Consider the following 15,047-nt stretch of genomic DNA (forward strand, 5'->3'; position numbering starts at 1 on the left):
CGAGATGGATTGTACGATTTTGCTTCTCAAATAGCAATAGAAGCAAAAAAAAACAGGCAATTGTGCATACCTTCTCAATTAAGAACACCCTTAAGATTAGATGGAAAGGAAAGCAATTTTAAAAAAAGAATGAAAGCATAAAGACTGAGAATATAATAAACAATGAGATGGAAAGGCAGGGAAGGGCGCCATGTATAATATTCTTTTGTTTACCGATTCCGGGGTCGATGATTCTTTGGCCTTGATGTATGCTTTGCTGCATCCCGAACTTAATGTTGTTGGTGTTGTAACTGGCTATGGAAACATCACAAAAGAACAGGCAATTAACAATACAGCCTATTTATTGCAGCTGGGGGGAAGAGAGGACATACCAATCATTGCAGGCGCTTCAGGTCCATTATCCGGTGAAATTGCGACCTTTTATCCAGAGATTCATGGTCCAGAGGGGCTGGGACCTATTCGGCCGCCGGAAGACCTTGGAGAAGTAAAAGTTTACGATATAGATAAGATACTTGAATTAGTTAATCAGTATCCTGATAATATAGTCATCGTCGGTGTCGGAAGGCAGACAGAACTGGCGATTCCTTTTATCCTGTATGGCTCAGAAGCTTTCAATAAAGTAAATGCTTTTTATATCATGGGAGGAGCATTCCTCGTTCCCGGGAATGTTACAGCAGAAGCTGAGGCAAACTTTTATGCCGATCCAATTGCAGCCAATCAGGTCCTTGAAAAGGCGAGGAATGTTTTCCTGCATCCTTTGAACATTACCAATAAAGCCATTATTCCTCCTGAAGTAATCGACTATCTTGCCGAAAACAGCCAATCTCCTTTTAAAAATCTGATAAAACCTGTTTATGATTATTACCTTGAAGCCTATAAAAAAAACGTTCCGGGTATCAAGGGCGCACCACTCCATGATGTGATAACCTTAAGCGCCCTTGTGAACAAAAATCTGGTCCGATATTTGCCAAGAAGAGTAACAGTGGAGTTGTTTGGGCGTGCCCGGGGGAAAAGCATTGCGGACTTCAGGCCAAAGCCAGAGCCGGAGCCTGAGGAAGAACTTGACTGGATCGGCATGGAAGCAGATATTCCAGCTTTTATTGAAGACTTCACCATTGTTTTCATGGGAGAATCACCAGCAAAAAAAGAACTCCCGTAGGCGGGGAGTTCTTCGTCAAAAAAAGCAAAGGTTATCAGCTTTGATTAACTTCTTTATATTTTTCTATGGAGGCATTTGAGTATAGTAACACTAGAATGCTTGCTGTAACCAAGATTCCATGTAAAATCCAGACCATTTTTGATAATGAAAGAGCCTCCAGCAGGATAGGTGCCGCGACAAAGCCCAGCGCAAACCCTAATGACTTTAATAGCATGCCCACTCCAAATATTCTTCCTCTAATGTGATTTTCTATTTGCTGGAGGATCGTAGCATGCAAAGTAGTAAAGCATGCGTCAAAAATTCCGGTAAATAACGCAAATAGAAGAACAATCCAGATATTCATGTTCGATAAGAAAGTAATGAAGCCAGCTGACATCAATATTGCTGAGAGAAAATACGTCCGATATAGGAGTTTCCCCTTGATGAAATTTGCTCTGGGCAGGAGAAGGGTGGCCAAGACAGAACCAATTCCCCAAACGCCCCAAATCAAGCCGTAAATCAAGCTTTGCTTTTCTGAATTTATTGATTCTGCCAGTAATGGAATTCCCAGGTTATGAGAGGCACCGGCAAATGAACCGACCAGAAAAATGATGTTAATATATAACAACATTGGCACTGAAAGAATAAAAGAATATACTTCTTTTAAATCTTTGCCAATCTGGGATACTTTTTGTCTCACACCAGTTTTTAGTTGCTCTCCAGCAACAGGTGCAGTTGTTTGCCATTTGATTTTAATAAGTACAGCAGCTGATATCAGATATGTGGATGCATCGATGACGAGAGTAGCCTGATAACCAAGAAAATCAGTAATCACTCCTGCGCCAATGAAGCCAAAAACAAGGCTGATCGATGTCAGTCGTGAAATCAGAGCATTCGTCTCAAGGATTTTTTCCTGCCCGAAAATCTGCGGAATTTCAGCACTATAGCTTACAGCAAAAAAACTGCTAGTCAAACCGATCAAGAAGCAAACAATCAAAATCATAACTGGATTAGGGAAGGGGATCAAGCTAAGAATGATGATGGCCCTAAAAACATCTGTCCAAATCATGATTTTCCTGCGGTTAAGACGGTCTGCCAGCACACCAGAAAATAAACTGGATAAAACTCCGCCTAAAGTACGGAACGCCATTGTTGCAGCAAGCCAGGCGGGGCTGCCGGTCGCAATATACATTAAAACGTTGATTGCAATTAGATCCATGAATGTTCCAAGGTCAGAAAATGCTTTCACATAAAGAAAAACTTTGCGGTTCATTAGAAATCTCCCTTAATCCTGAGTTGGTGTCGTCGGCTATTCTGTTTTATTTTAAAGATTTTGAATTTACTTCGCAATGCGAAATTTCAGTTTTTTGTTATAATTAAACAAAAATATTTTTTTTAAACACCAGGGAGTCCAACAATGAATACCGAAAGGAACAATGAGGATGATACAAACAGTCAATCAAACAGTAATGCATAGTTACCCAGGAATGGTGGCCCTCGTTACAGTTACGCATAAAGGGGAAAATAATATTATGGCAGCTGGCTGGCACACTTATATATCTTATGATCCGCCAATTTATGGGGTCGCAATCGGACGTGAACGTCATACATATCAAATGATAAAAGATGCAGAGAAATTTGCCATTAATTTTGTTCCATTTGAAAATTCAAGCCTCATTCAGCAAGCAGGTGTATATTCTGGTTCTAGGGTCAATAAATTCGAGAAAGAGAACATACGTTTCGAACATGGTTCAGCAACAAATTCACCAATTCTCCATGATGCTTACATAGCATATGAATGTGAAGTGATGGACCGCAACAGTTATGGAGACCACGATTGGTTCGTTGGCAAAATCGTACAATTTTACAAAGATAAAGATAAATTTTATAAAAATGGCTTGCCTAACTTCGATAAATTAACAATACCGCTTTATTTGGGAAGATCACAATATACTTGTATCGGCAAAAAAAGTGAATTTGTTTCTCATAAGATAGAAGAATAGAAAGTAAAACAATAGAAAAAAATCATTTTTTTTATTAGACGGTAACACAGGAAATCCCATTTCAAAATGGAAAAGGGGAGACTAACTTTTTTAAAATTAATCGGCAACTATTAAAAGTTTCAGGGCACCTTAAATGGTGTCCTTTTATTTTTTAAAAACAGTTCTTCAGGAAAAAGATAATGACGATTTATATTTTCACAATTTAATAATTTGGTGAAAATTAAAAAAATTTTCATTTACAAACAGGTTCTTTGTTAGTAAAATAAGCAATTGTATTCGACTAAATTCGACACAAATTAATCTGGGGGCTTTTATGAGTTTATTGAGGAAAAAACAAGTATCAAATGAATTATCGGATAATTCACTTAATAGAGTATTGGGTGCATTGGATTTAACCATGCTTGGTGTAGGTGCAATTATTGGAACTGGCGTGTTCGTATTAACCGGCGTAGCTGCTGCAAAATACGCTGGTCCTGCATTAATATTATCTTTTATCATTGCTGGCTTGGCTTGTGTTTTTGCCGCATTATGCTATTCGGAATTCGCTTCAATGATTCCACAATCGGGGAGTGCTTATACTTATAGCTATGTTGCATTCGGAGAAATCTTTGCCTGGATACTTGGATGGGATTTAGTTTTAGAATATGGGCTTGCATCATCAGCAGTAGCAAGCGGCTGGTCGGGATATTTTCAAAGTCTTTTATCCGGTTTTGGAATTCATATTCCAACAGCATTGACAAGTGCTTTTGATCCAACAAAAGGGACTGTGATTGATTTACCGGCAGTAATTATAGTTCTTTTGGTTACATTATTACTCTCCAGAGGAGTAAAGGAATCGGCTAAGTTTAACGCAATTATGGTTGTAATAAAGGTTGCGGTAGTACTTCTCTTTATTGTTGTGGGAGTTTGGTATGTAGAGCCAGCTAACTGGTCACCATTTATGCCTTTTGGATTTTCTGGTGTAACCGCTGGGGCTGCAGTTGTGGTTTTTGCTTACTTTGGATTTGATGCAGTTTCGACTGCCGCCGAGGAAGTAAAAAATCCTCAGCGGAATCTCCCAATAGGAATTATCTCTGCACTGGTAATATGTACAATTCTTTATATTGCTGTTTCACTTATCTTAACAGGAATCGTTCCTTTCAATATGTTAAACGTGAAGGATCCGGTCGCTTTTGCATTACAGTTTATCGGGCTGGACTGGGCAGCAGGCTTCATCTCACTTGGTGCGATAGTAGGTATCACTACAGTACTAATTGTTATGATGTTTGGACAAACAAGATTATTCTTTGCAATGGGCCGTGATGGACTTTTGCCTAAGGCTATGTCAACAGTGAATGAAAAGTCAAAGGTGCCATTCACGAGTACATGGATTACTGGTATTCTAGTATCCCTTTTTGCTGGTTTTGTTCCTCTGGATAAGTTAGCAGAGCTTACAAGTATCGGTACTTTATTCGCATTTGCCACTGTTTCTCTGGGAGTCGCTGTCCTTCGTAAAACCCGCCCGGAAATTAAACGCGGTTTTAAAACCCCTTGGGTTCCTCTGATACCAGCTTTGGCAGTGATATTTTGTTTATACTTGATGTTACAGCTTTCAGCATTTACATGGAAAGGGTTCTTTGTGTGGCTAGTATTGGGTCTAGTGATTTACGCAGGATATGGATACAAAAATAGTATATTGAATAAGGTAAAAGGAAAATAATTATTCCATTCATCTACAAAATGCCCCGAATAAAGCCCGCTTAAAAGAAAAGTGAGCACTTTCGGGGTTTTTTATTGCATAGAAGAGTTCTAAGGAAATGTCATAGGACTTTCATAAATAGCATCGAGAAATTGATTTTAAAAATACGGATAGCGTTTTGCAAGGCAAGATTTAAGTCGTTCATTCGTAAGCTGGCACCATTCTAAAATGAACGTTACCCGAGTAAAGAGCAAGAGGACAGTGCGGCCATTTTTCATTTGGATCTACAGAGGATATATATTTAAATGAATGTATGCAGATTCTCTTCAAGCGACAAAAGAGAGGGGCATGAAGCTTTAGCTTTGTTATAAAGTCTTTTTTCTAGTTTACATAACATAAATTCTAGGAAGTTGAATGTGGAATCATAAACCTTATCTCAATAACTAAGTATACTTAAATCAGTGAGACGAAAACAAAATCTTTCAACTTGTAACCATCCAAGAATTTTTCTTTAGAATTTTATATATGTGTTAAATCAACATTTTTAATTACATAAATAAATCTTTATCATTTTATTTAGCTTAACTTCACTATTTGTTTAATCTTTATTTCAACTTAAATGACCTTATTAAGTTGTTTTTCATTAAATGATTTCATCCTGGCACTATTGTTAATAACACACTTTAAGAAGCTCATTCTACTTTATTTGTTTACATAATATTATTATGTATTTAATCTCTTTTTTCATTTCTCCTCTTAAAAAAAATAAAACACAGGCCTAAACCTGTGTTTCTGCAATTCTTTCACTTTTTGCTTTGTTCAGATAGAATCTTGGGGTTCCATAATAAGCGATTTCATTAAATTCTTGAAAACTGGATAAGAACTGTACATAGATCGGTGCATCCAGCAATAAAGGATGATAGGTAAAAAATCGTCTGTCTCCATAAATCATTGCTGTCAATGCCAAATCCAATTCTCTTTTGAAAATCATATATCGGATCCGTGACATATTCAGGTCGTATTCTCCATTGCTGACATAAACTTTCGTATAAAGGATATATTCACCATTCATAGTTATCCAGTCTGCCAATACTTCATCCCGCATTTTATAGTTGATGGCCTGGTAATCATAAACATTCCCGATTGATAAAAATAAATCCCCTGTAAGATCGGAATGTGTTAAAGTATATTTCCGGCTATCTATAGGCACTAATGCAGTTGCTGGAGGAATAAAATTAACCGTCAATTTCTCTGGCTTAAATTTGCTCATGGCTAAGGCTCCTTCCTGCAAAAAAGATCCTTTTCCAATAGCTTATGCCATACAGCGTGAATCCGTGACAATCGCCTAAATCAACGGGATCCAAGATTGGCTGCGCTTGCATTCAGTAATTTCCATTTCCCATCATTATATAACCAGCTAGATTCCAAATTTGCTATAACATCGGCATTATAAGCTCCATTTATTCGCTGGCTGCCTGCTAAACCATAGTGGTCACCTTTGAGTTTAATTGGTTTTAATGTTCCAAATGGAAGAACCATAAGTTCGGTTGGTTCATTTAACTTACCATTATGAAAAAGACCGAGCCGGTCATAATCTTCTTTTCTGTCGCTTAAGTTAAAATTGTAAGATTGGCCTGTTTCCACTATTGACAAGTAGGCTTTATACCCGTCTTGAAATTGACTGTTTGCAGACAAAGGTTCAGGTACAGTCAAATTGGCAACCTTAAAATCCTTTAAAGTGTATAAATAAAAATGGGAAAGTCCTCCACTACCTCCTGTAGGAACACTTATAAAAATGTCCTTTACAGAATCCCGATTCAAATCCTTATACTCAGTTGATGGATCATATCCCCCATCGAGTTGAATTTTATATGTCTGGCCATTTGAAGCTTTTATTTTCAAATATATCTTCTTAAGAAACTGTGCACCTTCCCCATAAGGCACTCCTTTTACATAAACTAAGTCCTTTTTTCCGTCTCCTGTGACATCTACCTTATCTTCTTGTACTGTAACTGTTTTCTCCCTTGACTCACCCGCATATGCACCGGTTAAGGCTGTCAATGACATAAAAAAGAAAGCGGTGAAGGTCATTAAAAGTTCCTTTTTCATTGTGCATCCCTCCAATATAGTTAATATCTCTAAAAATGGAAAAAAGATACACTGAAAACCCTCTGATTACTCAGAGGGTTTTGGAATTTTTATTATTCCTTCGTTTGCGCGTTCTTTCGGCATTCCCATGACTCTATTCCCTTTAAACCATCAATTGAATCTGCATAAAATACAGGGTCTCTTCCTTGTTTTCGCTGTTCCCTGTAATCCTTTAATGCTGCCATGGCAATCTTGGCAAGCAAAGTAATTGCCAAAAGGTTAATTAGTGCCATAATCCCCATGAATAAATCTGCCAGGTTCCAGACAATCGCTAAATCGACGACTGAACCGAATAAAACCATGGCGATTACTGCAAGTCGATATACAAATAAAGCAGTTTTACTTTCTTTTATGAACTCGATATTCGTTTCGCCGTAATAGTAATTTCCAATAATCGAAGTGAAAGCAAACAGGAATATAGCTGCTCCAACGAATGTTGGTGCCCATGCCCCAACATGGGTTGTCAATGCTGCCTGGGTTAATTGTATACCATCTAAATCAGCATTTGTATACTCTCCGGACATAATGATGATGAACGCTGTTGCTGAACAAATCAAAATCGTATCAGTAAATACTCCGAGTGTTTGGATTAATCCCTGTTTTACTGGATGTGTCACAGCAGCAGTAGCAGCTGCATTCGGTGCACTGCCCATCCCGGCTTCGTTTGAGAAAAGCCCTCGTTTGATTCCCATCATGACTGCTGCTCCCATACCTCCTCCGACGGCTTCTTGAAGTCCAAAAGCGTTTTTGAAGATCAGTGAGAACATGGCTGGTATTTCACTAAAATTTGTGAAAACGATGTACAAAGCCAGAATCAAATATAGAACCGCCATAATTGGTACAATGATTTGGGATACAAACGCAATCCTTTTTATACCTCCAAAAATGATTGCTGCAGTCATTGCGCTCAAAATAATTCCCATCCAGAAACGATCAAATCCAAAGGCCTGGTCAAACGCAAGAGAGATGGTGTTTGATTGTACAGAACTAAATACCAGACCAAAGGTAAAGACAATGATGACTGCAAATAGGATTCCAAGCCACCTTTTGTTCAAGCCTCGTTCCATATAGTAGGCCGGCCCGCCTCTGTATTCATCCTTGTCCTTTACTTTATAAATCTGGGCCAGGGTGCTCTCAATAAAGGCTGAAGCTGCGCCAATAAAAGCAATAAGCCACATCCAAAACACTGCGCCGGGTCCGCCTGCTGAAATGGCTGTTGCCACACCGGCAAGGTTGCCTGTACCAACCCTCGAAGCAAGACTGACCGTAAAGGCTTGAAACGAGGATCTTCCCCTTTTCCCTTCAGAAGAAACGGTTGCAGGATCCTTTAATACCCTGATCATTTCCGGGAAGTATTTAAACTGGACAAATCTTGTCCTGAAAGTGAAATATGTACCTAATATAACGAGGACCGCAATTAAGATATAGCTCCACATATAGTCGTTCAATTGAGTTATAATATTGTTGAAAATTTCCATAGAAAACTCCTTATCGTTTTTAAAGTTATTTTGATATAGTTCTTAATGTACCAAAAGGGAAACCTCATTACAATGGTTCCTGATTGCCATATACCAATTAATTCGATGTTTTAACCTCTAAGCATTTAGCTTAAATTCGTAAATAAAAACAAAAAACACAGCAAAATCGCTGTGTTTTTTATGTTTATTATTCTGTTTTCTGATCGTTTTCACTTTTCCACATCTTTGTCAGCTTTCCTGTTTCACTTTCATCGACCAGGAAAGAACCGTTAGTATAGCGGTCACTGAATCTTAATTGTGAGGCCTTAAGCGAAACAATTTGCTGTTTTTCAGACTGAAATAAGATTTCTTCATCGTCACGTACGGCTTCTACCCCGATAATGCGGTGCGGGTTTGCTTTTAATTCACGAAGCATCACAACCCCGCGTTTTGCCCGAGATGTTTTCTCGAACTCAGACAGCTTCATTTTTTTAACCGCGCCACGCTGGGTTGCAATGACAATGGCTGGACTTTCATTCATATCGACAATTTTTCCGCCGACAACATAGTCTCCATCCTTCAGGTTCATTCCCTTTACCCCTGCGGCCCTGACACCAATCGGGCTAACTTCCTCTTCGCCGAACCATAGCGCATAACCAAAGTGAGTGGCAAGGAACAAATCTTTTTCCCCATTTGTAACATGTACATCAACGACTCGATCATCACCCTTCACATTAACAGCAGTTAACGGCTTGGAGTAACGCTGAGCCTTATAGAGGCTCAAATCGGATTTTTTCACCATGCCATTCCTCGTAACAAAAACGAAGAATAAGTTCTGGTTGAAATCTGTAACAGGGACGGCTTTAAGGATTTCTTCATCCCGGTCGAGCGGCACGATATTCGCTACATGCTGGCCAAGGTCCTTCCAGCGGATATCAGGAAGTTCATGAACCGGCAAGTGAAGATAGCTGCCCTTATTGGTAAACAGGAGCAAGACATCGGTTGTATTCATATTCAACTGGGACAACAGCCGGTCCGTATCCTTCATTGCGAAATCCTGCCCATTGGAAGCCGCATAAGATCTTTGGCTTGTTCGCTTGATATATCCATCTTTTGTTACAGTAACAATAACATCTTCGCTAGCGATCAAGACCTCGAGATTGATTTTGATTTCCTCGATTTCTTCCTCAATCCTTGTTCGGCGATCGTCTGAAAAGCGCTTTTTAACATCTTTCAGTTCTTTTTTAATAACAGACAAAAGCTTCTTCTCGCTCCCAAGAATTGCTGTTAGCTCATCCACCTTCTTGGAAAGCTCCTCTGCTTCTGCCTGAAGCGCTGTAATATCAGTATTTGTCAGGCGGTATAGCTGTAAAGAAACGATTGCTTCAGCTTGTACTTCTGTAAATTCGAACTTTTTGATTAAATTATCTTTCGCGTTTCGCTTATCCTTCGAAGCTCGGATAGTAGCAATCACTTGATCCAGGATGGAGAGAGCCTTCATAAGGCCCTCGACGATATGCTGTCGGTCGCGTGCTTTTTGGAGATCATACTGGGATCGTTTTGTTACGACATCCTTCTGGTGATCGATATAGGCATCGAGCAGCTCGGCTAGACCCATCAATACAGGCCTTTTCTTGTTAATGGCAACCATATTGAAGTTATAGGTAATCTGCAAGTCGCTGTTTTTATAAAGGTAGTTCAAAACGCCGTTAGCATCTGCTTCCTTTTTAAGCTCAATGACTACCCGCAGTCCCGTCCGGTCTGTTTCATCGCGAACCTCTGAAATTCCTTCCACTTTTCGATCCAAACGGAATTCATCAATTCTCTTTACAAGGTTTGCTTTATTGATTTCATAAGGAATTTCCGTGATGACTATCTGCTGTTTGCCGCCGCGAATATCCTCAATTTCTGCTTTACCGCGGACAATGACCTTACCTTTACCTGTCTTGTAAGCTTTGGCAATTCCTTCCACACCCTGGATGATTCCCCCAGTTGGGAAGTCCGGTCCTTTGATGACCTTCATCAAATCTTCTACTGTGCATGCTGGGTTTTCCATCCTCATGATGACCCCATCAATCACTTCGGCCAGATTATGTGGAGGAATATCAGTAGCATAACCTGCAGAAATTCCGGTCGATCCATTCACAAGCAAGTTCGGGAACATGGCAGGAAGCACTGTAGGTTCACTTGAGGTATCATCAAAATTCGGAATGAACTCGACGGTCCTCTTTTCAATATCCCTTAAAAGTTCCCCCGCTATCGCCGATAATCTTGCTTCGGTATAACGCATCGCCGCTGGGGGATCACCATCGATACTTCCATTATTTCCGTGCATTTCAACAAGGTAATTCCGCACTTTCCAATCCTGGCTCATCCGCACCATTGCTTCATAAACAGAGGAGTCGCCATGCGGATGGTAATTACCAATTACGTTTCCGACTGTCTTCGCCGATTTACGGAACCCTTTTTCACTTGTATTACCTTCAACATGCATAGCGTATAAAATCCTGCGCTGTACAGGCTTCAGGCCATCCCGGGCATCCGGGAGGGCACGTTCCTGGATAATATATTTACTATAACGGCCGAAACGGTCGCCCAATACGTCTTCTAAAGGGAGGTCACGAAATTTTTCGACTGAACTCATTCGCCTGGAACCTCCTCTGTAACTGAGATATTTTCATTTTCAAGAATGTTTCCGTCTTCTTCAAGGCCGAAAGCGACATTTGATTCAATCCATTTCCTTCGTGGCTCGACCTTGTCACCCATAAGCGTCGTGACTCTTCGCTCAGCTCTTGCAGCATCATCTATCCTAACGCGAATCAAGGTCCTGGTCTCCGGATCCATTGTCGTTTCCCAAAGCTGGTCAGCATTCATTTCGCCGAGTCCTTTATAACGCTGGATGATATAGCCTTTGCCGACCTTCTTCATAGCACCCTTCAGCTCATCATCGCTCCAGGCATACTCAATGACTTCTTTTTTTCCAGTCCCCCTGCTGACTTTGTATAACGGAGGAAGGGCAATAAATACTTTGCCCGCTTCAATTAGAGGCTTCATATACCTGTAAAAGAACGTCAATAACAACACCTGGATATGAGCGCCGTCAGTATCGGCATCTGTCATGATAACAATTTTGTCATAATTAATATCTTCCACATTGAAGTCGGAGCCTACACCGGCACCAATCGCGTGGATTATTGTATTGATTTCCTCATTTTTAAAAATATCCTGAAGCTTTGCCTTTTCTGTGTTGATGACTTTTCCTCGCAACGGAAGTACTGCCTGGAACTTCCTGTCGCGGCCCTGTTTCGCAGAGCCGCCGGCAGAATCCCCCTCGACAAGGTATAGTTCATTTTTTGCAGGATTCTTTGACTGCGCTGGCGTCAATTTGCCCGATAGCATGGCATCCGATTTTTTTCTCTTTTTCCCGCTACGTGCATCCTCCCGTGCTTTCCGGGCTGCTTCACGTGCCTGGTAAGCCTTAATAGACTTACGAATCAGTAATGTACTGAAATCAGGATTTTCCTCAAGGAAATAAGACAGATGTGCGGAAACAACTGAGTCCACTGCAGACCTTGCTTCACTAGTACCCAGCTTTCCCTTAGTCTGGCCTTCAAACTGCAGCAGTTCTTCTGGAATTCGGACAGAAACAATTCCAGCGAGTCCTTCGCGGATATCTGCGCCTTCAAGGTTCTTGTCTTTTTCCTTAAGCAGTCCAACCTTGCGGGCGTATTCATTGAATACCCGGGTCATTGCTGTTTTGGCACCTGCTTCATGTGTTCCGCCATCTTTGGTACGTACATTATTAACGAATGAAAGGACATTCTCAGAGAATCCATCATTAAACTGGAAGGCAAACTCAACTTCTATTTTGCTGTATTCTCCTTCAAAGCTGACAACCGGATGCATAACATCCTTTTCTTCGTTTAAATATTCAACAAAAGCTTGAATTCCGGTTTCAAAATGAAAAATTTCTTTTTCGTTATTACGCTCATCGATTAATTCTATTTTCAAACCTTTTAACAAGAAGGCAGATTCACGGAGTCTCTCAGACAGAGTGTCATAATTATAAGTCAAAGTAGAGAAAATCTCAGCGTCCGGCTTAAAATGGATAGTTGTTCCTGTCTGATTGGTCTTTCCTATCTTCTCGAGAGTAGTCACTGGCTTTCCGCCATTCTCGAAACGCTGCTCATATACAAAGCCATCCCGTTTGATTGTGACAACGAGCCATTCTGACAGCGCATTAACAACAGAAGCGCCGACACCATGCAGTCCGCCGCTTGTTTTATAGCCACCTTGTCCAAATTTGCCGCCAGCGTGCAGCACAGTCAGAATGACTTCCGGAGTTGGTTTTCCAAGCTTATGCATCCCAGTAGGCATGCCTCGGCCTTTATCCTGGACACTGATTGAATTATCTTTATGAATTTTAACGATGATGTGATTACCGTAGCCGCCGAGTGCTTCGTCAACGGAGTTATCTACGATTTCATACACCAAGTGGTGAAGACCCCTGGTATCTGTGCTGCCAATATACATACCCGGCCTTTTGCGGACCGCTTCAAGCCCCTCCAGTACCTGTATCGCATCATCATTATAATCGAAAGCTTGCTGATTTCTTGCCACGAACATACCCCTTTCATTTCTTGCAAACAACATTGACGGTTTTTATGTATAGTGTCAATGAATTCCTTAACTATTCCTCTTTTTAAGATCGTTTTTTTTTCGCAATATTTTATTGTTTCAACTTGAATACCCTTTTTTGGGTGTTTACGATCCTTTTCACGCGGGAATCGGACATATTTACGAAAAAATTCCGGATGCTTTTTAGCTGTGTTTCCACACACTCAACATAGCAACAATGGATGGAAACGCATAGCACATAAAAAAGGATATTGAATAAAATGCCCTTTTTTCCTTAACAGAACAATTGTTCTCTTGTTTATTTTACCATAAGTTTGGCGTCTATGCTTAATTGTAGCGATTAATTGGGATTTGGCAAACGGATTTAAAGAATTAATTCGGAAATTTGTCATAAAAAACAGGATTTTTGGTTACTTGTGCACACGATAAAGCAAACTTTAGCCATGTCTTTATCGTTTTTTCACTTCCTGTTTCCCATACACGAAACTGCCAGTGATTACCGCCATTAATTTTATAAAATGTTCTGCAATATAAGAACAAATTCATTTTTTGGAGGGCTTTTATAATGAAAAGCACGAAGGTTTTCATCTTAGTTGCATCGATAAGCCTCGTTCTTGCCCTTACTGCGGCCGGCGTGTTCAGAAATGAACCTGGGAATAGCAGCAACTATGGAGCAAAAACTAATTCGTCTGGACAGCAAGTCATGAAGATTAAGGCAATGGCAAATGTAAATAATGTGACGATAGGAGAGAGTATCAAGAAGCAACTAGATACCCAAGAAGAGGTCACACTTATTTTTCATAATAAGAAAGATACAAGCCATTATTATGACCATGAAGCAACGGTAGATTTCGCAATCGAACCAAGCGCTGAAGAAATCGATGAAATCACCCGTGACATTAACGGCTGGGTGATTAAACATTTAAATTCGATCTATATTTTCAGGTCCACAGTGATGGAAACACCAGAAATGATTGAGTATTTTAACCAAAGAGAAAATATTGAGTATGCAGAGCCTAATTTTATTTTAATGCAAAATGATGTTAATGGACCAAATGATCTACTTTACCAGGAGAAATATCAGTGGAATCTGCCGGTAATCGGAACGGAACAAGGCTGGAATATTACCCGCGGAAAGGAAGACATAAAAATAGCGGTTGTTGACACCGGAGTTGATCTGAACCACCCTGAATTAAGGAACCGCCTCGTGGCAGGCTACAATGTGATTGATGAAGAAGCTGAGCCTGATGATGACAATGGCCACGGAACCCATGTTGCCGGGATCATTGCATCAGAAACGAATAACAATGAAGGTGTTGCAGGTATGACTTGGTTCAGCAAAATCATGCCTGTTAAAGCCATGGGAGCTAAAGGATATGGAACAACATTTGATATTGCAAAAGGAATCGTATGGGCAGTTGACCATGGAGCAGATGTCATTAACATGAGCCTGGGTAATTACCAGCCATCAAAGGTTTTGGAAGAGGCTGTCCAATATGCGTTTGAAAAGGATGTTGTTTTGGTATCTGCAGCCGGTAATGACAGCTCCAATCAGCCAACCTATCCATCGGCATACCCAGAAGTGTTAAGTGTTGCGGCCGTTGATTATAATGGTAACAGAGCAAGCTTTTCCAATTACGGTGACTATATTGACATTGCTGCTCCAGGCGTTTATATACCCAGCACTTATTTCAACGAGCAATACGCTGCCCTTTCAGGAACTTCCATGGCCGCCCCTCATGTCGCAGGACTGGCCGCATTGATAAAATCAGCAAATCCAGATTTGAAAAGTTCCCAGATTATCGACATCATAAAGAAGTCCGCCATTGACCTTGGCGAACAGGGAAAGGACACTGATTATGGCAGCGGCTTAATTGATGTTAACTCAGCATTGCAGGAAGCGGACGTAGCAAAACCCGCACGAAAAGCGCCGCAAAAATCGTTATTTAACCTTTTAAGATAAAAACAAGCCGCCTGAAATTTTG

10 protein-coding genes are annotated in these 15,047 nt (G+C 40.4%); 4 read left to right on the plus strand and 6 right to left on the minus strand.

Annotated features, from left to right (window positions below):
- Positions 1-190 precede the first annotated feature (190 nt).
- Entirely contained in the window at positions 191-1,159 is a 969-nt protein-coding gene (locus tag B5X77_RS16625; protein ID WP_079509061.1) for a nucleoside hydrolase, read from the plus strand.
- Between the two features lie 34 nt (positions 1,160-1,193).
- Here B5X77_RS16625 and B5X77_RS16630 read toward each other — a convergent pair whose 3' ends face one another.
- Positions 1,194-2,411: an MFS transporter gene (locus B5X77_RS16630; protein WP_079509062.1), complete on the minus strand. Its 1,218-nt coding sequence runs from the start codon at positions 2,409-2,411 to the stop codon at positions 1,194-1,196.
- Between the two features lie 169 nt (positions 2,412-2,580).
- Between B5X77_RS16630 and B5X77_RS16635 the strand changes: the two genes are divergently transcribed.
- Positions 2,581-3,141 carry a flavin reductase family protein gene (locus B5X77_RS16635; protein WP_079509063.1) on the plus strand — a complete coding sequence of 187 codons (561 nt, stop codon included), beginning with the start codon at positions 2,581-2,583 and terminating at the stop codon, positions 3,139-3,141.
- A gap of 313 nt (positions 3,142-3,454) precedes the next feature.
- The gene (locus B5X77_RS16640) at positions 3,455-4,840 is read left to right on the plus strand and encodes an amino acid permease (RefSeq protein ID WP_079509064.1); all 1,386 of its coding nucleotides are present in this window, start codon (positions 3,455-3,457) and stop codon (positions 4,838-4,840) included.
- Positions 4,841-5,597: 757 nt separating this feature from the next.
- Here the strand turns inward: B5X77_RS16640 and B5X77_RS16645 are convergent.
- The 5 genes from B5X77_RS16645 to parE form a co-directional block, all read right to left on the minus strand.
- Positions 5,598-6,089, minus strand: a complete 492-nt coding sequence (locus B5X77_RS16645; RefSeq protein ID WP_079509065.1) for a staygreen family protein — start codon at positions 6,087-6,089, stop codon at positions 5,598-5,600.
- A gap of 80 nt (positions 6,090-6,169) precedes the next feature.
- On the minus strand, positions 6,170-6,928 hold the full coding sequence (locus B5X77_RS16650) for a hypothetical protein (protein ID WP_079509066.1): 759 nt from the start codon (positions 6,926-6,928) through the stop codon (positions 6,170-6,172).
- A 92-nt stretch (positions 6,929-7,020) separates the two neighbouring features.
- A complete protein-coding gene (locus B5X77_RS16655) occupies positions 7,021-8,445 on the minus strand; it encodes an alanine/glycine:cation symporter family protein (protein WP_079509067.1) in 1,425 nt (474 codons plus the stop codon).
- A 187-nt stretch (positions 8,446-8,632) separates the two neighbouring features.
- A complete protein-coding gene (gene parC, locus B5X77_RS16660) occupies positions 8,633-11,068 on the minus strand; it encodes a DNA topoisomerase IV subunit A (RefSeq protein ID WP_079509068.1) in 2,436 nt (811 codons plus the stop codon).
- Positions 11,065-13,044: a DNA topoisomerase IV subunit B gene (gene parE, locus B5X77_RS16665; RefSeq protein WP_079509069.1), complete on the minus strand. Its 1,980-nt coding sequence runs from the start codon at positions 13,042-13,044 to the stop codon at positions 11,065-11,067. Before parE ends, parC begins: the two co-directional genes overlap by 4 nt.
- Positions 13,045-13,627: 583 nt before the next feature.
- Here parE and B5X77_RS16670 point away from each other — a divergent pair.
- Positions 13,628-15,025, plus strand: a complete 1,398-nt coding sequence (locus B5X77_RS16670) for a S8 family peptidase (RefSeq protein WP_079509070.1) — start codon at positions 13,628-13,630, stop codon at positions 15,023-15,025.
- Positions 15,026-15,047 lie beyond the last annotated feature (22 nt).

The sequence above is a fragment of the Mesobacillus jeotgali genome (genome assembly GCF_900166585.1).
In the GTDB taxonomy this organism is placed as follows: Bacteria; Bacillota; Bacilli; order Bacillales; family Cytobacillaceae; genus Mesobacillus; species Mesobacillus jeotgali_A.